Below are 22,338 nucleotides of genomic sequence, written 5' to 3' on the forward strand. Positions count from 1 at the left end.
GGAGTGGGGTGGGGGCTTTGTCGGTGGGGCGGGGGGCTCTGCCGGTGGGACGGGGTTTCGGCGGCTGGAAATCGGCGGTGGGGGGATGGGGTTGGGCGGGGGCGTGTTCGGCGGGGGTGCTCGACGGTGGACGAAGACCTCCGGGGCGGGGCAGTGCTGGACGGCGGGCCGGTGTTCAGCGGTAGCCGGAGGGACCCGGGCGCGGGGAGTGCGCGACGAGAGGCCGGTCGTACGACGACGGGTCCGGGTCGGGGCGGTGCTGGACGGTGGGCCGGTGTTCAGCGGTAGCCGAAGGGACCCGGGCGGGGGGAGTGCGCGACGGGAGGCCGGTCGTACGACGACGGGGGCAGGGGCCGTGCTCGACGAGCGCCGAAGTGGCCCAGGACAGGCGCGCTGCCCAACGGCGCCCGAAGCAGCATGACGGACGGGAGCCGAAGCGGCCCAGGGCAAGCGCGGTGTTCAGCGGTGGCGGTAGGGGGCTGCCCGGCGGGAGCCGAAGCAGTCCAAGGCAGACGCGGTGCCCAGCAACGACCCAAACCCCCTGCCCGGCGGCAGCCAAAGCAGCCCGAGACAGACGCGGCGCCCAGCAACGACCCAAACCCCCTGCCCGGCGGCAGCCAAAGCAGCCCAAGGCACACGCGGTGCCCAGCAACGACCCGACTGTCTGCCGGACGGGAGTCGAAGCAGCCCGAAGCAGACGTGGTACTCAGCGGGGGCCGAACCCCCCTGCCGGGCGGGAGCCGCCCAGGCCGCCCGCCCCGCCTGTGCCGGAGTGCCGCCAGGGTCCGGTGGGCTGCTGCCCCGGAGCCGTACGTGACGTGTCCTGATCCTCGCCCTCGCCCTCGGTGCGACGCTCCTGCTGCCACTCTCCGAAACGCTCGCCGGCCTCGCGGGCCTCGGCGTCGGAACGCTGCTCCCCCGCTCGGCGGACCTTGGCGGCGCCGGAGAACAGGGCGGAGGTGTACTCAGGGTCGGTGAAGGCCTGTTGGGCGGTGAGGTCGCCGCGCAGCACCCCGCGCGCCATCTCCCGCAGTTTGGGATCGGGCCCGGTGCTCAGGGTGCGCAGCGCGCGGAGCAGGCTGCGAGCCCGGTCCTCGTCCTTGGTGACATCCAGCAACTCCGCCTGGTCCACCTCACGTCCGTCCGGCACGCGAACCTCCCCCTTGCGTACGCCAGTCGCCCCAGTATCCAACAGCCCCGTGGGTCACGGGAGTCGGGAGCACGTCCTCAGGAAGTGAGCGCGTCCCGCATCGCCTTCGCGGTGACCGCGGGGTCGTACCCGTCGGGAACGCCCTCGACGAGGATGATGTCGCCCTCGATGTGCCGCGAACGCAGCGGGGCGATCTCGTGGTACGCGGCGGAGTCCCACCAGACCCGCGCCTCGGCGATCCCCGGGAAGCCGATCACCACGACATGTCCCGGCCAGCCGCCCTCCTTCACCTCGTGCCCCGCACCGTGCACGAGGAAGCGTCCGCCGTACGGCTCGAAGGTGGCGGGGATGCGCTCGATGTACTCGGCGATCTCCGGATGCGGCGCGGCTTCCCGCAGGTGGGCTATGGCGTAGGCGGTCATGGTGTCCTCCCGGTCGGTAGGGCTCCGTACACCGACGAGCCTGGCACGCGGGGCGAACCGGGGTCGATTACCCGGGAGGTAAGCGGTCGGGGAAGCCGCGTCGACTCGCGAGCCGTTCAGTCGGGCGTCTCGGTCGGCTCGGCCGGCTCGGCCGGCTCAGAGTCGTGGTCCGGGGCGGACCGCTCGATGTCGTCGTTGGTCGCGGCCCAACTGGCCAGCAGATTCAGGGCGTCATGCGAGCGGGACGCGGGCTCGGCGGTGTAGGTGAGGAGGAACTGGCTGGGGCCGTCGCCGAGCGGGAAGGTCTCGAAGGGCAGGTCGAGGTCGCCGACGACCGGGTGGTGAAGGAGTTTCACGCCGGTGGTGTGCATCCGGACGTTGTGGGCCGCCCAGCGGCGCCGGAATTCCTCGCTGCGGGTGGACAGCTCCCCGATCAGGTCCGTGAGCCGCCGGTCGTAGAGATCGCGGCCGGCCTCGGCGCGCAGCATCGCGACGGCGTCATTGGCGACTTCGTCCCAGTGACGGAAGAACTCGGTCGCGTGCGGGCTGAGGAAGACGAACCGGGCGTTGTTCGGCGGCCGTACCGGGTCGGCGTAGACGGGGGAGAACAGGGCGCGACCGAGGTGGTTGGCGGCCAGGATGTCCCCCCGTCCGCTGAGGACGAACGCGGGTGTGCCGGCCATCGAGTCGAGGACGCGCCGCACCGTCGGCCGGACGCGCTGCTGAGCAGGTCGGCGGCGCGGCGGACGGGTCGTGCCCGCGCCGCGCAGGAGGTCGTTCAGGTGGATGCGCTCGGCCTCGTCGAGCTGAAGTGCTTGCGCGATGCCTTCGATGACGCTCTCGGAGACGCCGGTGGCGTTGCCACGCTCCAGCCGCGTGTAGTACTCGCTGGAAATGCCCGCGAGCAGGGCGACCTCCTCACGGCGCAGCCCGGTGACCCGTCGGCGCTCTCCGCCGTACACGGGCAGTCCGGCCTGCTCGGGCGTGACCCTGGCCCGTCGCGTACCGAGGAATTCCCGGATCTCCGCGCGGAAATCCTCACGGATGTCGCGGTTGCCACCTTGTGGGTCGTTTCTGCCTGCCATGCGCTTCACTCTACGAGCGCTGCCGCCGGGGAGGGGGTCCCTGTCAGTGACCCCCTCATCAGGGACTCCCACCCTCGCGTGACAGCGGCTTTTGTTGGTGGGGCACCGCCCACGGCGGTTCGAACCCCCGCACACACCAGGTGCCGGATCACGGCGTCTGAAAGGAAACCCATGAGCAAGGTCATTCTCGTCACCGGTGCCGGACGCGGCCTGGGCACCGACATCGCCCGCGAGGCCCTCGCCGCCGGCCACCAGGTCGTCGCCACCGGCCGCCGCCCCGAAGAGGTCGAGAAGGCCCTGGGCGGACCGCAGGACAACCTCCTGGTCACCAGGCTCGACGTCACCAGCCTGGAGGACGCCGAGGCCGCCGCGCAGGCCGCCGTCGACCGGTTCGGGCGCATCGACGTCCTGATCAACAACGCCGGCAACCTCTTCACCGGCTACTTCGAGGAGATCTCGCCCGCGCAGATGCGCCGGCAGTTCGAGACGAACGTCTTCGGTCCGATGAACGTCACCCGCGCCGTCCTGCCCGTCCTGCGCAAGCAGCGCGCCGGCCACGTCATCACCATCACCTCGACCGCCGGCCTGGTCGGCATGGAGTTCACCTCCGCCTACGCCGCCTCCAAGTTCGCGGAAGAGGGCTGGATGGAGTCGCTGCGCCACGACGTCGAGCCGTACAACATCCACACCACGGTCGTGGAGCCCGGCTACTTCCGCACCGAACTCCTCGTGGACGGCTCCACCATCTGGCCCGAGCTGTCCATCGAGGACTACGCCCCGCGCACCGCCCCGCGGATCGAGGGCATGAAGAGCATGAACGGCCGGCAGCCCGGCGACCCCGCCAAGCTCGCCCGCGCCCTGCTCACCATCGCCGGCCAGGACAAGCCGCTGGAGCGCTTCGTCGCCGGCGCGGACGCCATCGGGGCCGCCGAGGCCAAGGCGAAGGAACTCCTCGCCCAGGCTGAGGCCTCCCGCGAGCTGGGCGACAACCTCGCCTACGACGACACCACCGTCTGAGGGGGCACCGTGCCACTGAACGGCGAGTACGAGCCGAGCACGGCGCAGTTCGTGCGTGACCAGGTCGAGCTGTACGAAAGCTCCGGCGGTACGCAAGGAACGACGCTGGGTGTCCTGGTCACCCGTGAAGAGGACGAGGAACTGGAGGACGTGCCCGTCGTCATCCTGACCACGCTGGGCGCCAAGAGCGGCAAGATCCGCAAGTCCCCGCTCATTCGGGTGGAGCACGACGGCTCCTACGCCGTGGTCGCCTCCGCGGGAGGAGCCCCCAAGCACCCGGTCTGGTACCACAACGCGGTGGCCGACCCCCGCGTCGAGCTCCAGGACGGCCCGGTGCGCCGGGACATGCTGGCACGCGAGGTGACCGGGGACGAGAAGGCCCTGTGGTGGGCCCGAGCCGTCGAGGCGTTCCCGGACTACGCGGAGTACCAGAAGAACACGGACCGCGAGATCCCGGTCCTCGTGCTGGAGCCGGCGGCCCAGGAGCACTGACACGCACATTTGGCCCTCCCTAGGGCCGCCTACACCTTACGGAGTACCTGATGAAGCACGTATCACTGGGCGGGCTCGACGTCTCCCGCATCGGCCTGGGAGCCATGACCATGGCCGGCGTCTACACCACGGGCGGAGGGCTCGACGACGCCGAGTCGATCCGCACCATCCACCGGGCCCTGGACCTCGGGGTCACCCACATCGACACCGCCGAGATCTACGGCCCCTTCCACAGCGAGAACCTCGTCGGCAAGGCCATCAAGGGCCGGCGCGACGACGTCGTCGTGGCGACCAAGTTCGGCCTGGTCTCCCACGCCGGCGGCGGCCCCGGCGTCATCGACAGCAGCCCCGCCAACGTCAAGACCGCCGTCGAAGGCTCACTCAAGCGGCTCGGCACCGACCACATCGACCTCTACTACCAGCACCGCGTCGACCCGAACACGCCCATCGAGGAGACCGTCGGCGCGCTGGCCCAGCTGGTCGCCGAGGGCAAGGTGCGCCACATCGGGCTCTCCGAGGCCGGCCCCGAGACGATCCGCCGCGCACACGCCGTACATCCGGTGGCCGCGCTGCAGACGGAGTACTCGCTGTGGACGCGTGACGTCGAGGCCGACATCCTCCCGCTGCTGCGCGAGCTCGGCATCGGGTTCGTTCCCTACTCGCCGCTCGGCCACGGCCTTTTGACCGGACAGATCCGCACCGTCGACGACTTCACCGACGACGACTGGCGCAAGACCAACCCGCGCTTCACCGGCGAGAACTTCCAGCGCAACCTGGCCATCGTCGACGAAGTACGGGCCATCGGCGCCGAGATCGGCGCCACCCCGGCCCAGACCGCACTGGCCTGGCTGCTGACCCGCGGCGACGACATCGCCCCCATCCCGGGCACCCGGCGGGTCTCACGCGTCGAGGAGAACACCGCCGCCGACGCCGTCGAACTCAGCGCCGCCCAGCTCGACCGCCTGAACAACCTCACCCCGGCCGCGGGCGAGCGCCACGACGAGGCCAACATGGCCAGCATCGACCACTGACCCCCCGCGCCGCGTCCGCCCGCAGCTGTACAGCTACGGCAAGTACCTGATGACCTGCGGCATGGGCGGCCGGGGATCCACGATCTCCCAGCACTACGAGGTACGCGCCAGGGGCTATTACGGCGGTGCGAACACCAGCACGGCCTACATTCCCACCGCCAAGCACTGCGCTTTCCAGATCAACGGCAGCAAGTTCACCCGGACCACCTCCCACGCCATCACCTGGACCGACGGAGCCGGTCTCGCGAACGTGATCGGTATCGATCTGTCGGCCGAGACCGGGTATTCCAGCGACGCGACGGTGGTGTACACCTTCAACGCCAGCCGCTACATCTGTGGCACCGGTGGAGCTCCGGGCGGCGACCATCCGTACAACTTCGTCGCCACCACCACGCACAGCGGGCACACCCGGTGAGGGTAGGGCGGTCGCTGTCGGCCCTGATCCTGTTCGCGGCCCTGGTGACGGGCTGTACCTCGGGCGGTCACCAGGCCTCCACGAGCGGGCCGTTGAACGGACCCGACCATGCCGATGCGGGATCGGGCGAGGAGTGCATTCCGGAGAAGAAGGGGGGCAGCGTCACCTTCGGCGGCGACGAACTGCACAACTACGGCAGCAAGCCCGTCGTCATCGACAAGGTCACGCTGAGCAAGGCGAGCGGTCTGCGCCTGGTCGAGGCGGTCATCGTGTCCACCTCGACGTCCCTCGTCGGTTACAGCACCGGGTTTCCCCCCGTCCCAGAGGCACGCAACCAGCCCGGCATCGACTGGGACCACCGTCGCAAGGCCGCGGGAGCGACCCTTTCTCCCCAGCCGGACGACGCGAAGGTCGTGAACAACCTGGTCCTGCATCTCCGGGTCACCGGCGCCTCCGGGGTGCGGATGGCCGGAGTCCTGGTCCACTACCACGTCGGCGGCTCGGACTACGTGTGGCACAACGTGCTGGGCCTGGCCGTGGAGACGAAGAAGAAGTCATGCTGAACCGCTCATGCCCCGTCGCCTCATGACGAGCGTCCCGGCAGCGGTGCTGATGATCCTCATCGGACTGCTGCCGGGCGGCTCGGCAGGCCCCCTGGCGCGCACACCGCTTCCGGTCCAGGCTCCTGGCACCGGCGCGGTCGTAGCCCTGGTCAACGCCTCCTCACCCGCCGGTAACCTCTTCAACGGCCAATTCTGCGGGGGTGTGCTGGTCGCCCCCACCCTCGTCCTCACCGCGGCCCACTGCGTACACGACAGACGGGCCGCCTCCGTCGACACCGTCGTCGGAGCAGACAACCTGTGTCGTGGAGCGCCCATCCCCGGGCAGCGGCTCCACGTCCGCGCCGTCCTCCTGCATCCACGCAGTCCCCAGGGGCGGGTCGTGGACGCCGCGCTGCTGGTACTGACCGGCAGAGCGACCGCCGCACCCGCCCGTCTGCCTGGTGCCGGAGAACGACCGCCCACCACCGGCACCGAGTTCGGCTGGGGCCGGGACGGCTACGGCGGGGTCGCCCCGTGCCGCCGCACCGCCGTCCCCTTGCGCTTCGTGTCGGGGGAGCGGTGCACTCGCGCCCAGCTCGACCTTGACATCACTCCCAACCCGGCCTGGCAGCTGTGCGCCCTGCCGACCGCCGACGCCACCCGCAATACCTGCACAGGCGACTCCGGCAGCCCGGTCGTGGTCACGAACACGGTGTGGGGCCTGGTCACCTGGGGTCCCAGCTGCCGTATCGACGACGTGGGCGTCTATGCACGCGGCCCCGCGCTCACCACCTGGGTGGCCAGGGTCCTCCGCGGCACGGTGTAGCCACCGTCGGGCGGCCCCACGGCGAGACCGGCGGTTCGACAGCCGCCGTGGGGCTCACACCCGTGTATCAGCCGGCCGGAGCCGCCGGCCCGAAGTCCGCCTCCAACCGCTCCCTCCACCCCGCGTCGGCCAGCCCCGCCCCCACCAGCACGTCCCGCCAGTCCTCCTTGGCCAGCTGGACGGCGTCGAGGATCCGGTCCACCCGGCCCTGTCCGCACAGCAGCGTCGCTGCGGCGATCCGTTCCTTGTCCTCCCGGTCGCCCCGGTCGGTCAGGTGATTGACCAGTTCGGTGAGGAGATCTCCCACCACCTCGCCGTCCCGGCCGGGGAAGTCCTCCGCGATGCGCCGTTCGACCCGCACGGTAAGCCCCATTTACCCTCCTTGTCGGCATACGCCCCGGTACGGTACCGCGTCCACCCCTCCAGACACCGCAACCTGTCTCGCAAGAAACTTGACGACCCCTCATTTTGCCGAACTGACAGCCCATCAACAGCGACCGCCCTTACGGTGCCGTGTTCATGACAGACACCCCCATGAATGAGACCCCCATGCACGAGACATCGACGAGCGAGACCGCGACAAGAGACACCGTCGCCCGCCGCACCGTCCTCGTCGCCACGGGCGCCACCGCCGCCACCCTCGCCCTCGGCGCCGCCGCGCCCGGCACCCCCACCGCGCAGACGGCCGGCACCACCGACACCGCCCCCGTGGCCGCCGCGGCGGTCTGCACCCTCACCAAGGAGATGACCGAAGGCCCCTACTACCTCGACGGCCAGTACGTCCGCGCCGACATCACCGAGGGCAAGACCGGCTTCCCGCTCAAACTCGCCCTCACCGTCGTGGACGACGACACCTGCGCCACGATCAGCAACGCCCTCGTCGAGATCTGGCACTGCGACGCACTCGGCGAGTACTCCGGCTACGTCGGCAACAACGGCCACAACGAGCCCGACAGCGGCACCTTCCTGCGCGGCGGCGTCCTCACCGACTCCGGCGGCGTCGCCCGCATCACCACCGTCTACCCCGGCTGGTACCGGGGCCGCTGCGTCCACATCCATGTGAAGGTGCACGTCGGCGTCACGCTCACCTCCGACGGCTCCTTCACCGGCGGCACCGAGCTCCACACCGGACAGCTCTTTTTCGACGAGACGGTCACCGCCAAGGTCGGCGCGCTCTCGCCGTACTCGGCCAACACGGTCACCCGCACCACCCTCGCCCAGGACTCGATCTACGACGAGGGCGGCGCCGCGTCCGGCCTGCTGACCCTCACCGCCCTGGGCAGCAGCCCCTCCGCCGGCTACTCCGGCACCCTGACGCTCGGCGTCGAACGCTGATCAACGCGTCGCCCGCCGCCCACAGGGGCGGCGGGCGACGCCCCTTCAATTGCCCGGGCACTCCTTCCACGCCATGTGGTACACGGTGCTGATGTCGCCGTCGGTCGAGTCCATCGTCATGAAGCTGACCTTGGACGGCGAGGAGGTGCCCGCGTTCACGCGGACCTCCGTGTTGATGTTGAAGTTGCGCTGGACTCCGCAGGGCGCCCACACCAGTTGGGCCCAGTCGGTGGTGTCGGTCGCCTGCCAGTTGTCGTTGTAGGCGCCGGGGAAGGTGTGGGTCTTGGCGGCCGTCTGCGAGGAGCCCTGGAAGTAGTACGAGGCCCGCTGAACGCCGCTCGCGCCGGCCTGGAGCGAGGCGAAGCCCCGGTAGTCCGCCTCGGCGATGGCGTACGTGAAGCCCTGGGGGACGTGGACGATCAGGTTGAGCTGGCAGTTCTTGCGGAACGCCGTGGGGTCGGAGTTGCCGCCGACCTGGGCGAGGTAGTCGCTGTAGGTCACCGTGAACGCGGTGTTGTCCTCGGAGACGGCGACGGCCGCCGTGCCCGCGGGACAGCCGGAGCCGTTCACCGTGGCGACGTTGATGACGATCTTGTCCGGGGGCGGGTCGACGAACCCGCCGGACGGGTTGTGCGCGGGTACCGCCGCGGTCACGAGGGCGGCGACGGCGCCGCCCAGAAGCAGTCCACTTGCCATGGGGGGTCTCTCCTCTGCGCTGTAGTTGAAGCGTGGAGAACCTGTGTGGTTTCTGTGAAGCACCGCGGCGATCGAATCGTAGGGAGCACCCTGTGACACCGCCAGAGCGAACTCCAGCCATTCCAGTGATGGCCGAACTCACGTGTAAACAGGGGAAGTTGAGCGCAGAAGGATTTTCTGCCGGGTGAGTCAGGGGTTCTCCCACGCCGCCGGTTCGGCCGCGAGCCGCTGGACCGGTTCCGGGAGCGCGTCACCCGCGATGTCGGCGATGGTGACACCCTCCAGGATCTTGCGGACATTGGCCCGCAGGGCGATCCACAGCGGGAGCAGCGGCTGTGCGGAGCCGGTGTACTCCAGACCGGTGGGCCGCTCACCGCGCACCGACACGATCGGCCCGTCGACCGCACGGATGACATCCGCGACCGTGATGGCCGAGGCCTCCCGGGCCAGCCGGTAACCGCCACCCCCGCCACGCCTGCTGTCGACGATCCCACCGCGCCTCAGGTCGCCGAGAATCCCCTCCAGGAACTTGTGCGGAATGTCCTGGACCGCGGCGATGGCCTCGGCCTTCACCGGTTCCGCGTCCTGCCTCACGGCAAGCTCCAGCACCGCCCGTACCGCGTAGTCCGCCCGTGCAGAGATCCTCATACGACAATTGTGCGGCGTTGGGGCGCAGCCGATGGCCACGTCACAATAGGCACACCACTCACACCCACGGACGGACTGGCGCTAGCGCGGCACGACCAGGAGGCGCTCCCTTGGAGCTGAGCAGACGTACATTCAGCGCCCTCGCCGGCACCACGGCGCTCGGCTTCGCGCTGAGCGGCAGTGGTGGGGAGACCACCCGGGCGTACGCCTCCCACAGCGTGCCCACCGGGCCCGCACCGGGCGCGCCCGCAGCCGACCGGGTGCGGCACAAGGTCGGCTACGACAAGTACTCGCTGCTGGTCGACGGCCGGCGTCTGGTGCTGCGGTCGGGCGAGATGCACCCCTTCCGGCTGCCGAGTCCGTCGCTGTGGCGGGACGTCCTGCAGAAGATGCGCGCCCACGGCTTCAACGCGGTGAGTGTGTACGTGGCCTGGAACTACCACTCCCCCGGCCCCGGCCAGTACGACTTCACCGGCGTCCGCGACCTGGACCTGTTCCTGCGCACGGCCGCCGAGACCGGCCTGTACGTGATCCTGCGCCCCGGCCCGTACATCAACGCCGAGGTCGACGGCGGCGGCTTCCCGGGCTGGCTCGCGGCGACCGCGGGCCGGGCCCGCACCTTTGACCCGACGTATCTGTCCCACGTCGACGAGTGGCTGACCGAGGTGAACGCGATCGCCGCCCGGCACCTCTTCACCAAGGGCACGGGCACGGTCCTGCTCTACCAGATCGAGAACGAGTACGACGCCTTCGTCGACGAGAGCCCCGGCCGCGACTACATGTCCCACTTGTACAAGAAGGTGCGCGCCGACGGGATCGACGTACCGCTCTTCCACAACGACAAGGGCAGGAACGGCTACTGGGCGCCGGGGTCCTTCAACACCGGGGGCGAGGAGCGCGGTTGGTTGTACGGCTTCGACGGGTACCCCGATCCGGCCGAAGTGCCGCCCGACTGGGGTGACTTCGGCGTGGGCGGGCTGAAGGGCGGGGCGACGGCCAGCCCCAGGACACCCGGGTTCATCCCGGAGTTCGGCGGCGGCTGGTTCGATCCGTGGGGCGGGGCCACCTTCGACGGCAAGGGGTACGCCGAGGCGCGGTACTCCCGGGACGCGGCCTACGAGCGGCGTTTCCAGCTCACCAACCTCGCCAACGGCATCACCGTGCACAACGTCTACATGACCTTCGGCGGCACCTCGTGGGGCTGGCTGCCCGCCCCGCAGGTCTACACGTCGTACGACTACGGGGCGGCGATCGACGAGGCACGCCGGCAGACACCGAAGCTCGCTCCGATCCACCAGCTCGGCCATCTCCTGGGGACCGTGCCGGACTTCGCCAAGCTGGACCGGGCGGACGCGGTGCGGGCCGAGGACGAGCGGCTGAAGGTGTACCACCTGACCAATCCGGACACCGGCTCCCATGTGTACGTCGTGCGCAACGACACCGACGCGCCGATCACGACGTCGATCCCGGACGCCGGGATCGACGTGGCCTTCACCGTCGCCGCCCATGACGCCCGACTGCTCGCCGCGAACCTGCAGTTGGGCGGACGCACGCTCAAGTACGCCACCGCGCAGCCCATGATGTACCTGAAGGTCGGGCGGATGGACGTCGCCGTGTTCACCGCCCCGCACGGCGAGATGGCCCAGGTCCTGCTGGAGTGCCCGGAGGAGCCGCTGGTCACCCGGGGCGACTCGGACCCCGCCTGGAACTACGACCTCGGCGTCCTCAGGATCACCGTGCCGGTGGGCGTCGGCGGCCCGGCCCGGGTGCGGGTCGAGGGCGGCGGCAGCGACACCCCGCTGCTGCTGATCTTCGCCGACGACCCCTGGTCGCTGCGGCTGTTCCCGGTGGACACCCCGACCGGCCCGGTGCTGGTGTACGGGCCCTCGCTGGTGCGTGGGGCCACTCTGGACGGCCCGACCGCCCATCTCACCGGCGACACCGTCAAGGGGACGGGCATGGAGGTGTGGGCCCCGCGCGGCATCGGCCGGATCACCTGGAACGGCCGCCCGCTGCGTACCTCGGTCAGCACCATGGGCAGCCTGCGCGCCGATATGCCGGCCACGCCCGGACAGCTCCCCGTGCCCGCCGTGGGCGAGGTGCGGCTGCCCGCGCTGGGCGGCTGGCGGCGCCGTACCGAGAACTTCGAGTCCCTTCCGGACTACGACGACTCCGGCTGGACGACGGCCGACCGCACCGGTTCGTACAGCGTCACCCCGGTCCCGAAGGGCGGGCCGGTGCTGTTCGCCGACGACTACGGCTTCCACTACGGCGACGTCTGGTACCGCGGACGTCTGACGGACGCGGACGACCTGGAGTCGGTGTCCCTCGCCTACAGCACCGGCACGCAGGGGCTGCTGATGGCATGGCTGGACGGCGAGCCGCTGGGCACGCACCGGATGCCGGTGCCGGACAAGAGCACTGCGCGGAAGGGGAGTTGGACGGCGACGGCCACCTTCGACGTGCCGCCGCCCTCCGGGTCCTCGCCCCGCGTCCTGTCCGTCCTCGTCCGGCGGATGGCGCACGACATGGACGGCGGATCCACCGACTCCCACAAGGTGGCCCGGGGGTTGACGGAGGCCACCTTCAAGGGCGGTTCACCGAAGGTGAGTTGGCGCATCCGGGGCGAGACGGCACCCGACCCGGTGCGCGGTCCGCTCAACAACGGCGGACTGTACGGGGAGCGCAAGGGCTGGCATCTGCCGGGCTTCGGCGAAGAGCACTGGGAACCCACGGAGTTGCCCCGCGCCGACCGGCGCCAGGGGGTGACCTGGTACCGGACGACGTTCCGGCTCGCCGTCGACGCCGGCATCGACGCCTCGATCGGCCTCACCCTCGACGACGATCCGCAGCGCGCCTACCGCGTCCAGATCTTCCTCAACGGCTGGAACATGGGCCAGTACGTCAACGACGTGGGCCCGCAGCACACCTTCGTCCTGCCGAACGGCATCCTGCGCACCCGCGGCACCAACACCCTGGCGCTGGCGGTGCTGTCCGACGGGACGACGGAGTCGGGGCCGGGGGACGTACGGCTGACGGCGATGGGGGTCACGGCCGGAGGAGTGCCGGTCACGCAGGTGGATTCACCCGGCCGTTAGCCTGATGTCGTTGAACTTTCGAGCACCCGTACTTGGGAAAGGTGACCGGCGATGTCGCTGAGCCCCGGCGATCCTGAGTCCATCGGCGGTTACACGCTGGTCGACCGGCTCGGCAGCGGCGGCATGGGGGTCGTCTACCTCGGTCGCTCGGACTCCGGGCGGCAGGTCGCGGTCAAGCTCGTGCACCCCGCATACGCGCTGGACGAGGAGTTCCGCACCCGCTTTCGACAAGAGGTCGCGGCCGCCCGCCGGGTGAGCGGTGCGTTCACGGCCCCGGTGGTGGACGCCGACCCGGACGCCCCGCAGCCGTGGATGGCGACGCTGTACGTCCCGGGCCGCACCCTCGCGGACATCGTGGCCCAGGACGGCCCGCTGCGCGGCAGCGCGCTGCGGGTGCTCGCGCTGGGCCTCGTCGAGGCACTGCGGGACATCCACCGGGTCGGCATGGTCCACCGGGACCTGAAGCCGAGCAACGTCCTGATGGCCGAGGACGGGCCCCGTGTCATCGACTTCGGCATCTCGTTCGCCGTCGACAACGAGGCGCTCACCATGACCGGGCGGCTGATCGGCACCCCGCCCTTCATGTCCCCGGAGCAGTTCGCCGCGCCGCGCGAGGTCACCGGGGCCTCGGACGTCTTCTCGCTGGGGTCGCTGCTGGTCTACGCGGCCACCGGCAGCCGCCCGTTCGACGGCAGCAGCCCGTATCTGACGGGCTATCAGGTGATGTACGAGCCGCCGGCCCTGGAGGGGGTCGCGGAACCGCTGCACAGCATCGCCGAACGCTGCCTGGACAAGGACCCGGCAGCCCGGCCGGAACTCGGTGAACTGCGCGAGCTGCTGAGGGCGTTGCCGGACACCGACGCGCCGGCCGCCTCAGCCGCACCGGTGTCGCCCGGGCCGTCCGGCCCCGTGGCGACCAGCCACCAGCGGGAGAGCCGAGGCGATCGGGGAGGCCGCGGGTCCCGGCGGCGGGTCCTCGTCGGTCTGGTCGCGGCCCTGGCCGTCACCGGGCTGAGCATCGCGGCGTTGCGGGCCGGGTCGGACACTGAGGGCGCGTCCCCGTCACCGGCCGAACCGTCGTCCACCTCGTCCGGGTCCACCGGCCCCGCCGCCGTGACGCTCCCGCCCAAGCATGTGCCCTGGGACTACCAGATCGGCGGCGCGTACCCCCCGGCGACGGGGGTCCGTGTGGTGAGCCGCAGCTACGAGGACGCCCCCGCACCCGGGCTCTACAACATCTGCAACATCAACGCCTACCAAGCGGAGTCGGACGCGGAGAGCGACTGGGACGCCGACCTGCTGCTGCGCGACGCCGACGGGAAGGTCGTCCACGACACGGACTGGGACGAGGCCGTCCTGGACATCCGTACGGCCGCCAAGCGCGAGCGCATCGCCGCCAGACTGGACACCTGGATCGACGCCTGCGCGGCCAAGGGCTACCAGGCCGTGGAGCCCGACAACTACGACTCCTTCACCCGCTTCCCGTCGTATCTCAAGGCCGCCCAGGCGGAGGCCCTGATGAAGCGGCTGGCGGCGCACGCCCATGCCGAGGGCCTGGCCATCGCGCAGAAGAACACCGCGGAGCTCGTCTCCGACCGCGCCTCCCTGGGCCTGGACTTCGCCATAGTGGAGGAGTGCGCGGAGTACGACGAGTGCGGCGAGTTCGCCGACGCCTTCGACGACAACGTCCTCATGGTCGAGTACACCAAGAAGGGCCTGACCACGGCGTGCGCCACCTGGAGCAGCACCCTCAGCGTGGTGCGCCGGGACGAGGAGGTCGAGCCCGAGGGCGCCGACGGTTTCCTGCGGGAGACCTGCTGACGCCCTCGGGGACCTCGTTCAGCCGAGCCGGATCACGTTCCAGGACAGCGGCTCCAGTACGGCGGTGAGGGTGCCGTCCTTCAGGGCGGTGCCCTCGGCCGCGTGCGGGGCGACCCGCTCGGGGGCGTCGAGGGTGTTGCGGGCGTCCGGGTCGGCGTCCGCGAGGACGCTGTGCTCGACGACACTCGTCAAGTTCAGCCCGCTCAGGGCGACTTCGAGCGGCAGCGGGTCGTTCTGGCTGCGGTTGACGGCGAAGACGGTGACCGAGCCGTCCTCGGCGCGCACGGCCGTGGCGTGCAGGAGGTCCGTCTCGCCGAACTTCTTCGTGTCGTACGTCGGCGAGTCGACCCGTACGTCGAGGACCTCACCGCGGCCGTACTTCGAGGCCTGCGCGAACGGGAAGAAGGTCGTCTGGCGCCAGGCCGGGCCGCCCGGCTCGGTCATGATCGGGGCGATCACGTTGACGAGCTGGGCGAGACAGGCGACGGTGACGCGGTCGGCGTGCCGCAGCAGGGCGATGAGGAGCGAGCCGAAGACGACGGCGTCGAGGACGCTGTAGTTGTCCTCCAGGAGACGCGGGGCCTCGGGCCAGTCGTCCCGCTCGAACTCCTTGGCGCGCGCTTCCCACTCGGGCAGGTACCAGACGTTCCACTCGTCGAAGGAAAGGTTGATCTTCTTCTTCGACTTGAGCTTCGCACCCACGTGGTCGGCGGTCGCGACGACGTTGGCGATGAACGACTCCATGTCGACGGCGGAGGCGAGGAAGGAGTCGATGTCACCGTCCTCGGGCCAGTAGTAGGCGTGCAGGGAGACATAGTCGACGAGGTCGTACGTCTCCTCGAGGACCGTCGCCTCCCACTCGGCGAAGGTCGGCATGGACTGGCTGGAGGAGCCGCAGGCGACGAGTTCGACGCCGGGGTCGATCTGGCGCATCGCGCGGGCTGTCTCGGCGGCGATCCGGCCGTACTCCTCGGCCGTCTTGTGGCCGGTCTGCCAGGGGCCGTCCATCTCGTTGCCGAGGCACCAGAGGGTGATGCCGAAGGGGTCCTTGTCGCCGTGGGCGACCCGGAGGTCCGACAGGGCGGTGCCTTCGGAGTGGTTGGCGTACTCCTGGAGTTCGAGGGCCTCGGCGACGCCCCTCGTACCGAGGTTCACGGCCATCATGGGCTCGGCCTGGGGGCCGACCTTGCGGAGGAAGTCGATGTACTCGGAGAGGCCGAAGCGGTTGGTCTCGGTGGAGTGCCAGGCGAGGTCGAGGCGGCGGGGGCGGTCCGCGGCCGGGCCGACCGAGTCCTCCCACTTGTAGCCCGAGACGAAGTTGCCGCCGGGGTAGCGCAGGGCGGTGACGCCGAGTTCGCGGACGAGGTCCAGGACGTCCTGGCGCAGGCCCTTGTCGTCGGCGGTGGGGTGGTCCGGTTCGAAGATGCCGGTGTAGACGCAGCGCCCGAGGTGTTCCACGAAGGAGCCGAAGAGGCGGGGGTTGACTTCGCCGACCTTGAAGGCGGGGTCGAGGGTGAAGCGGGCGGTGGGCTTGCTCATGGGGACCTTTCAGGAACGGAGTTACTTGACAACGGGCCAGTCACGCACCCAGCCGAGCCTGTTCAGGCCCAGCTTCGGTGTGCCGTTGTCCTCTGCGTCGTAGTAGTGGTAGGCCAGCCAGTCCTGGCCGCGGGTGCGGAAGACCGACTCGCCTCCCGTGCCGATGTACCTCCCGTGCCCTGCCAGCAGCAGGTCGCCGCCGCCCTCCAGCAGCGGCTTGCCGGTGCTGTCGACGTACGGGCCCGTGACCGTCGTGGACCTTCCGACCCTGATCTTGTACGTGGAGTTCACTCCCGCACAACAGGCGTCGTAGGACGCGAAGAGGTAGTAGAAGCGGCCGTGCTTGACGACGTACGGGCCCTCGACCGCGTACGGGGCGTCGGGGCGGGTGGCCAGGTGGTGGACGGTGGCACCGGGGAGTGCCTTCCCGGTGAAGGGGCTGAGCTCGACCATGCGGATGCCCGTCCAGTACGAGCCGAACGACATCCACAGCCTGCCGTCCGCCCGGACGACCGCCGGGTCGATGGCGTTCCAGGAGTCGCTGGTCTCGGAGCTGAAGACCTTGCCGTGATCGGTCCAGGTGCCGGGGAGACCGGACGGGGAGGTGGCCACGCCGATCGCGGAGTGGTTGGTGCCCCAGGACGAGACGGCGTAGTAGAGCCAGTATCTGCCCGCGCGGTAGGAGATGTCGGGAGCCCAGGGGTCGCCGGTGTCGTTGTACTCGTACCACCAACTCGGCGGCTCGGCGAAGGCGTTGCCCGCGTCGGTCCAGTGCCTGAGGTCCTTGGACAGCCGGGCGCCGATCACACCACCGGTCGAATAGGCCGCGTAGCCACCGGACCCCAGCTGGACGACCGTCGGGTCGTGGATGATCTGCTGCCCGGTGATCGGGAGCGGGTCGGGGTGGGTGACGTCCGCCTGTGCCGTGGTCGGGAGCAGGGCGATGAGGGCGGCGGTCAGGAGGGTCACGTATCTCAGGCGCTTCAACTCGGACTCCTTACTGACCGGCCAGCCCCGTGTGGGCCACGCCCGCCACGATCTGGCGCTGGAAGAAGACGAACACGATGATCAGCGGCAGGCCCGCCATGAGGCCGCCGGCCATGAGCTGGGCCCACTGGATGCCGTAGGAGTTCATGACGGTCGCGATGCCGTTCGGCATGGTCATCAGGTCGGGGTTGTTGGTCACCATGTAGGGCCACAGGAAGTTGTTCCAGGAGGCGATGAAGGTGAAGATGCCGACCGCCGCCAGAGACGGCCTCGCGAGCGGGACGACGATCGTGAAGAAGACCCGCCAGCGGCCCGCGCCGTCGATGAAGGCCGCCTCCTCCAGTTCGCGCGGGACGCCCTGGAAGAACTTGTAGAGGATGTAGACCATCGCGGCCGGCGCGCACTGGGGGAGGATCATGCCCCAGTACGTGTCGACCATCCCCATCTGCTGGACCGTGGTGAACAGCGGGACGCCGAGGACCGCCGGGGAGATCATCAGGCCCGACATCACGATGCCCATGAGCACGTTCTTGCCGCGGAACTCGGTGCGGGCGAAGCCGTATCCGGCGAGGGCACTGACCGTCAGCACGACGGAGGTGACGCAGACCGACACCACCAGCGAGTTGATGAACCAGTTGGTGATGTTGCCGGTCTCCCACAGCGCCTTCCACGCCTGGACCGTCCAGACCTTCGGCAGCCAGTGCGGCGGGATCTCGGCCGCCTCCGCCTCGGACTTGAGGGAGGTGAACAGGGCCGCGGCGATCGGCGCCACGAACACGGCGGAGACGGCGACACCGATCAGCGTGAGGATGATCTGGCTGGGCGTCCAGGGCTTACGGGGGCTCTTGCGGACCGGTACGGCGGTGGTCATCGGCCGCCCTCCTCACGGGTGCGCAGCAGCCACATCCGAGCCAGGGCGACGACTGCGATGATCACGAAGAAGATGATGGACATGGCGGAGGCGTAGCCCACGCGGTAGCTGGTGAAGCCCTGTTCGAGGGTGTACTGGACGAAGGAGCGGGTGCTGACCTCAGGTCCCGGCCCGAAGTCCATCATCACGACGGCCTGGTCGAAGAGCTGGAGCGAGGCGAGGATCTGGAGCGCGATCACCAGACCGGTGATGTTGCGCAGCATCGGCAGCGTGATGTGGACCATGCGGTGCCAGGCGTTGGCGCCGTCCAGCTTCGCGGCCTCGTAGAGGTGGTCGGGGATGCCCTGGAGGGCGGCGAGGTAGAGCAGGAAGCTGAAGCCGACGGTCCACCACAGGGTCTCGATGACGATGGCGAGCATCGCGTACGACTTGTCGGTCAGCCAGGGCGTGTCGAGCCCGAAGGTCTCGTTGATCAGGCCGATGCCCTGGGTGAACAGCCACTGGAACATGTTGGCGGCGACCGTCGAGGGCAGCAGGAACGGCACGAAGAAGCACAGCCGCCACAGCCATTTGCCGCGCTCGATGTGGTGGGCGAGCATCGCGAGCAGGAAGGCGAGGACGGTGATGCACGGAACGACCAGCAGCGTGAAGTACGCGCTGTGGCCGAGCGCGTCCCACATCGCCGAGTCGCCCAGGGCCTCGCGGTAGTTGTCGAGGCCGACGAAACTCGCGCCGTCGCCGGAGATGTTGGCGTCCGTGAAGCTGAGGTAGATGCCGCGCAGCAGCGGCCAGATCACGAACAGCGCGAAGAGCCCGAGGAACGGGGCGACGAACCAGCCGCCGTGCTGGAAGCCCTGCTTGCGGCGGACGGTCGCCGTCGCGGTCGCGGTCCTGGCCCGTGCCGGTGCGGCGACGGTCTGAGCGCTGGTCGTCATGCGACCGCACCTCCCTGCGCGGCGGTCCTGCCGTCCATCGGGTTCTTCGAGGCGAGGAGCTTGGTGAGGTGTTTCTTCATCGTCTGCGCCACCGAGGCCGGTTTGGCGGAGCCCATCGTCGAGGAGACGACGACCGGGCCGAGGTCCTGGGCGAGCACGCCGGTGGAGCCCGCGAACCACACCTTCGGCTCGGTGGCCTGGTGGTCCATGGCGCTGACGTACTCGTTCTGCGGGGTGAGCTTCTTGTACGCGGCCGTGGAGAGCGTCGGCGTGTACGCGGGGATGTGACCGCCGGCCGCCCACTGGAGGGCGTGCGTCACGACGTACGCGGCGAGTTCGTGCGCACCCTCGTTGGTGGCGCCGCCGCGGCCCGCCTGGTGCGGCAGGACGAAGGCGTGCGACTCGGCGTGGGTGGCCGGTTTGCCGAAGACGGGCGGCAGCGGGGTCGCGCCGTAGTCCAGCTTCGCGCCGGAGAAGACCGGCACCGACCAGTTGCCCTCCCAGGTGAAGGGGGCGCCGTTGATGAACTGCTCGCCGGTGGGTGCGCCGGGGATGACGTAGCCGTCGGTGACGTGCCTGCGGAGGAACTCCAGGACCTGGGTGGCCTTGTCGGGGTCGAAGAGGACCTCGGTGTTGGCGTCGTTGAACCACTTGCCGCCGAGCTGGGTGTAGAAGGCGACGAAGAACCACCACTGGAAGTTCTGGTCGTTGGTCCACAGGCCGATCGTCTGGAGCCCCTTCTTCTGGGCGGCCTTGGCCTTCTTCAGGACGTCGAACCACTCGTCGGTGGAGGTGACCGGGATCATCCGGCCGTCGTCGCCGAGCAGGCCCGCCTTGCCCAGTACGTCCTTGCGGTAGAAGCAGAGCTGGACGTGGATGTCGAGCGGGAGGGCGTAGAGCTTGCCGTCGATGACGCCGCGCTTCCACAGCGCGGGGTTGTAGTCCTGCTCCCGTACGCCGTACTTGGCGAGCAGGTCGACGTCCCACGGGTCGAGGAGGCGGCCGGGCGAGAAGCCGGTGACCCGGCCCATGTGCATGACGCCGAGGTCGGGTGCGCGGTTGCCCGCGGCCGCCATGGCGAGCTTGGTGTAGAAGGGGTTGCCCCACTGGAGGGTGGAGTCCTTCACGTCGATGTCCGGGTTGGCCTTGCGGAAGGCGTCCAGCATCGTGATCATGTTGGCGCCGTCGCCGCCGCTGAAGAGGTTCCAGTAGCGCACCCGGGTGTCCGCGCCGGAGGCGAGCGCGTCGGCGCCGGTGCCGAGGGCCGCGAAGCCGAAGCTCGCGGCGACGCTCAGTCCGCCCGCCGCGGCGAGAAGTTGCCTGCGGCTCAGGTCAGGTCGTCCCATTCCCTGCCCTATCTGTTCGATATTTCGAATTGCGCTCGTAACTTCGAACGGGACCGTAGGCAGGAAGCGCTTTCCAGTCAATGGCCCCGGCAGCAAAATCGGATCGCGTGACGGGACAGTTCAGGGCGCGTAGTCTCGAACAGCCCGTCCTACGGCGGCGGGAGAGCTCAGGGGGTGGGATGGACATCGCGGGCGCGCGCAGGAGTGCGGCCCGGATCGCCTCGGCGCTGCGGCGCACCCGTGCGACCTCGGCCATGCGCGATCTGGTCTCCCACCTCACCGCCGCTGTCCGGGCCAGCCCCCGCCCCCCGGCCGACGTGCCCGAGCTGTGCCGGGCCCTGTGCCAGGAGATGAGCGCGCGCCGCGGCGGCCGGCCCGTGGACCTGCGCTTCGAGCGGTTCCCCGACGAGATCGCGGTGACCGGACTGTGGGTGGAGTTCCAGGACTTCGACCTCGTCATCGTGGAGGAGCGGGCCGAGGAGATGCAGCAACTGGTCATCCTGGGCCATGAGTTGTGGCACCTGCACGCGAGCCACTCGCACCATCACGCGGCCGCGGCGGACGCGCTGGCCGGCCGGCCCGGCTGGGACTCCGTCGCCCTGACCGTGGCCGCCCGCAACGGCTCGCGCGAGGCGGACGAGGCCGAGGCCGACGACTTCGGGCACCGGCTGGCGGCCGCCTTCCGGCCGTTCGTCTCCGCACGCGGCTCCGGCGTGCGGCCCGACCCCGTCCAGAGGTCCCTCGGCTACCGCGGAGGCCGAGGGCGGTGACCCACTCCGAACCGGCACCCCAACTGGCCGCCTCCATCACCGGTCTGTACGTCTCCTTCTGGCTCCCGGGCCTGGTCCTCACCGCCGCGCTGGTGATCAAACTGCCCAGCATCCTCAAGCTGTGGCGGGACCCGCTGCTGCGTGCCGTGGGCGGTCTGCTGCTGTTCGCCTGCGCGGTGTTCGTCTTCGCGGCCCCCAGCACCATCGCCTGGACCAACCGGGTCACGGGCGTCCCGAACATCGCGGCGCCCTGGGTCTACTCCCTGATCACCGCGCTGTCCGCGTCCTGGCTGCTGCTGGTCGTGCACTGGCGCAACGGCCTCACCGAGCGGTCGGCCGAGACGCGGCGCGCGACCCGGTGGGTGGTCTACGCGTACGCGACGGTGGTGGTCGCGCTGTGGACGCTCTTCGCCCTCGCCGACGTCCCCGTGGAGCGGATCGAGGACCTGGACACGTACTACGCCAGTACGCCGTTCATGCGCGAGGAGATCCTGCTCTATCTGTTCGCACAGGCCCTGGCCTGCTCGATCACGACCCGGCTCGTGTGGAACTGGATCCGCACCGACGGCCTCAACGCGTGGCTGCGCTGGGGGCTGAGGTTCCTGGGCATCGGCTTCGCGACCAACCTGCTCTTCAGCGCGGCCAAGCTCACGGCCGTGGTGGCCCGGTGGACCGGGCACGACCTGGACTGGCTGAACACCAACATCGCGCCGTCGGCCGCCTGCATCGCGGCGACGCTGGTCGCGATCGGCTTCATCGTCCCGCACGCCGGCCAGTACCTGCACGAGCGCTGGCTGGTCCGCCGCCGCCACCGGGAACTGGGGCCCCTCGCCCGGGTGATGCGGACCGTCGCGGGCGGCCGCGAGCCGCTCGCCCTGCGCACCACCCCCGAGATGCGCCTCATCCGCCGCGAGACCTTCATCCGCGACGCGCTGCTCCAGCTGTCCCGGTTCCTCGACGAGGACCTGCGCGCCCGTTCCTACGACGCGGCCGTCGCCCTCGGCTTCGAGCGCGGCCGCGCCCAGGCCCTCGCCGCCGCCGTGACGATCCTGGACGCCGTCGAGACCCGCCGGTACTCCCCGGACGCCGACGGCGACGGGGACCCCGACACCACGTACCTGCTGCAGGAGATCGCGGCCGTGTCCGACGTCCTGCACAGCCCCGACGAGATCAAGGCGGTACGCGCCCGCGCGGCCGTCCCGGCAGAGAGCAAGTCCACGCATGAGCACTCCGTCTTCCCGGGGAACAACCTCCGGGTCCCCGGCAGAAAAGCAGGTCGGCGAGGGTGACCGGCGTGGACAACGCGAGGCGG

At 70.1% G+C, this 22,338-nt stretch carries 22 protein-coding genes; 11 read left to right on the plus strand and 11 right to left on the minus strand.

Going from position 1 to position 22,338, the window contains the following annotated elements:
- Positions 1–706: 706 nt before the first annotated feature.
- The 3 genes from RNB18_RS25290 to RNB18_RS25300 form a co-directional block, all read right to left on the minus strand.
- Positions 707–1,150: a hypothetical protein gene (locus RNB18_RS25290; RefSeq protein ID WP_311716407.1), complete on the minus strand. Its 444-nt coding sequence runs from the start codon at positions 1,148–1,150 to the stop codon at positions 707–709.
- Between the two features lie 77 nt (positions 1,151–1,227).
- Positions 1,228–1,572: a DUF1330 domain-containing protein gene (locus RNB18_RS25295; protein ID WP_311716408.1), complete on the minus strand. Its 345-nt coding sequence runs from the start codon at positions 1,570–1,572 to the stop codon at positions 1,228–1,230.
- Between the two features lie 116 nt (positions 1,573–1,688).
- Positions 1,689–2,657 carry a helix-turn-helix domain-containing protein gene (locus RNB18_RS25300; RefSeq protein WP_311716409.1) on the minus strand — a complete coding sequence of 323 codons (969 nt, stop codon included), beginning with the start codon at positions 2,655–2,657 and terminating at the stop codon, positions 1,689–1,691.
- Positions 2,658–2,828: 171 nt separating this feature from the next.
- Between RNB18_RS25300 and RNB18_RS25305 the strand changes: the two genes are divergently transcribed.
- The 6 genes from RNB18_RS25305 to RNB18_RS25330 all read left to right on the plus strand — a co-directional run bounded on the left by RNB18_RS25305 (position 2,829) and on the right by RNB18_RS25330 (position 6,980).
- The gene (locus RNB18_RS25305; RefSeq protein ID WP_311716410.1) at positions 2,829–3,674 is read left to right on the plus strand and encodes an SDR family oxidoreductase; all 846 of its coding nucleotides are present in this window, start codon (positions 2,829–2,831) and stop codon (positions 3,672–3,674) included.
- A 9-nt stretch (positions 3,675–3,683) separates the two neighbouring features.
- Positions 3,684–4,166: a nitroreductase family deazaflavin-dependent oxidoreductase gene (locus tag RNB18_RS25310; protein WP_311716411.1), complete on the plus strand. Its 483-nt coding sequence runs from the start codon at positions 3,684–3,686 to the stop codon at positions 4,164–4,166.
- A 50-nt stretch (positions 4,167–4,216) separates the two neighbouring features.
- Positions 4,217–5,197, plus strand: coding sequence for an aldo/keto reductase (locus tag RNB18_RS25315; protein WP_311716412.1), 981 nt, complete (start codon positions 4,217–4,219; stop codon positions 5,195–5,197).
- A gap of 61 nt (positions 5,198–5,258) precedes the next feature.
- Entirely contained in the window at positions 5,259–5,612 is a 354-nt protein-coding gene (locus tag RNB18_RS25320) for a hypothetical protein (RefSeq protein ID WP_311716413.1), read from the plus strand.
- Positions 5,609–6,175, plus strand: coding sequence for a hypothetical protein (locus tag RNB18_RS25325; protein WP_311716414.1), 567 nt, complete (start codon positions 5,609–5,611; stop codon positions 6,173–6,175). Before RNB18_RS25320 ends, RNB18_RS25325 begins: the two co-directional genes overlap by 4 nt.
- Positions 6,176–6,197: 22 nt before the next feature.
- Positions 6,198–6,980 (plus strand): S1 family peptidase, encoded by a 783-nt coding sequence (locus RNB18_RS25330; RefSeq protein ID WP_311716415.1) that lies wholly within the window; start codon positions 6,198–6,200, stop codon positions 6,978–6,980.
- 67 nt (positions 6,981–7,047) lie between these two features.
- Here the strand turns inward: RNB18_RS25330 and RNB18_RS25335 are convergent, their stop codons facing one another.
- The gene (locus RNB18_RS25335) at positions 7,048–7,353 is read right to left on the minus strand and encodes a hypothetical protein (RefSeq protein WP_311716416.1); all 306 of its coding nucleotides are present in this window, start codon (positions 7,351–7,353) and stop codon (positions 7,048–7,050) included.
- 161 nt (positions 7,354–7,514) lie between these two features.
- Between RNB18_RS25335 and RNB18_RS25340 the strand changes: the two genes are divergently transcribed.
- On the plus strand, positions 7,515–8,315 hold the full coding sequence (locus tag RNB18_RS25340; RefSeq protein ID WP_311716417.1) for an intradiol ring-cleavage dioxygenase: 801 nt from the start codon (positions 7,515–7,517) through the stop codon (positions 8,313–8,315).
- A gap of 45 nt (positions 8,316–8,360) precedes the next feature.
- Here RNB18_RS25340 and RNB18_RS25345 read toward each other — a convergent pair whose 3' ends face one another.
- Together RNB18_RS25345 and RNB18_RS25350 are read right to left on the minus strand one after the other, a co-directional pair.
- Positions 8,361–9,011 (minus strand): DUF4360 domain-containing protein, encoded by a 651-nt coding sequence (locus RNB18_RS25345; RefSeq protein ID WP_311716418.1) that lies wholly within the window; start codon positions 9,009–9,011, stop codon positions 8,361–8,363.
- A gap of 189 nt (positions 9,012–9,200) precedes the next feature.
- Positions 9,201–9,659 carry an RrF2 family transcriptional regulator gene (locus RNB18_RS25350; RefSeq protein WP_059205648.1) on the minus strand — a complete coding sequence of 153 codons (459 nt, stop codon included), beginning with the start codon at positions 9,657–9,659 and terminating at the stop codon, positions 9,201–9,203.
- Between the two features lie 110 nt (positions 9,660–9,769).
- Between RNB18_RS25350 and RNB18_RS25355 the strand changes: the two genes are divergently transcribed.
- Both RNB18_RS25355 and RNB18_RS25360 read left to right on the plus strand, forming a co-directional pair.
- Positions 9,770–12,757 (plus strand): glycoside hydrolase family 35 protein, encoded by a 2,988-nt coding sequence (locus RNB18_RS25355; RefSeq protein WP_311716419.1) that lies wholly within the window; start codon positions 9,770–9,772, stop codon positions 12,755–12,757.
- A 51-nt stretch (positions 12,758–12,808) separates the two neighbouring features.
- The gene (locus RNB18_RS25360) at positions 12,809–14,578 is read left to right on the plus strand and encodes an endo alpha-1,4 polygalactosaminidase (protein WP_311716420.1); all 1,770 of its coding nucleotides are present in this window, start codon (positions 12,809–12,811) and stop codon (positions 14,576–14,578) included.
- 18 nt (positions 14,579–14,596) lie between these two features.
- On the opposite strand, the gene arfA is transcribed toward RNB18_RS25360, so the two are convergent.
- From arfA to RNB18_RS25385, 5 genes are read right to left on the minus strand one after another with little or no spacing between them, the layout of a single operon-like run.
- Complete coding sequence (arfA, locus tag RNB18_RS25365) at positions 14,597–16,117, minus strand: arabinosylfuranosidase ArfA (protein WP_311716421.1); 1,521 nt, start codon at positions 16,115–16,117, stop codon at positions 14,597–14,599.
- 21 nt (positions 16,118–16,138) lie between these two features.
- Entirely contained in the window at positions 16,139–17,104 is a 966-nt protein-coding gene (locus RNB18_RS25370; RefSeq protein ID WP_311716422.1) for an arabinan endo-1,5-alpha-L-arabinosidase, read from the minus strand.
- A gap of 10 nt (positions 17,105–17,114) precedes the next feature.
- On the minus strand, positions 17,115–17,975 hold the full coding sequence (locus RNB18_RS25375; RefSeq protein ID WP_311716423.1) for a carbohydrate ABC transporter permease: 861 nt from the start codon (positions 17,973–17,975) through the stop codon (positions 17,115–17,117).
- Complete coding sequence (locus RNB18_RS25380) at positions 17,972–18,910, minus strand: carbohydrate ABC transporter permease (protein ID WP_311716424.1); 939 nt, start codon at positions 18,908–18,910, stop codon at positions 17,972–17,974. The genes RNB18_RS25375 and RNB18_RS25380 overlap by 4 nt, the downstream gene beginning before the upstream one ends.
- Entirely contained in the window at positions 18,907–20,256 is a 1,350-nt protein-coding gene (locus RNB18_RS25385; protein WP_311716425.1) for an extracellular solute-binding protein, read from the minus strand. Before RNB18_RS25385 ends, RNB18_RS25380 begins: the two co-directional genes overlap by 4 nt.
- A 179-nt stretch (positions 20,257–20,435) precedes the next feature.
- On the opposite strand from RNB18_RS25385, the gene RNB18_RS25390 reads away from it, so the two are divergent.
- Complete coding sequence (locus RNB18_RS25390) at positions 20,436–21,026, plus strand: toxin-antitoxin system, toxin component family protein (protein WP_311716426.1); 591 nt, start codon at positions 20,436–20,438, stop codon at positions 21,024–21,026.
- Positions 21,023–22,315, plus strand: coding sequence for an MAB_1171c family putative transporter (locus RNB18_RS25395; RefSeq protein ID WP_311716427.1), 1,293 nt, complete (start codon positions 21,023–21,025; stop codon positions 22,313–22,315). Before RNB18_RS25390 ends, RNB18_RS25395 begins: the two co-directional genes overlap by 4 nt.
- Positions 22,316–22,338 lie beyond the last annotated feature (23 nt).

Origin of the sequence: Streptomyces doebereineriae, assembly GCF_031845645.1 — a bacterium.
Lineage (GTDB): Bacteria > Actinomycetota > Actinomycetes > Streptomycetales > Streptomycetaceae > Streptomyces > Streptomyces canus.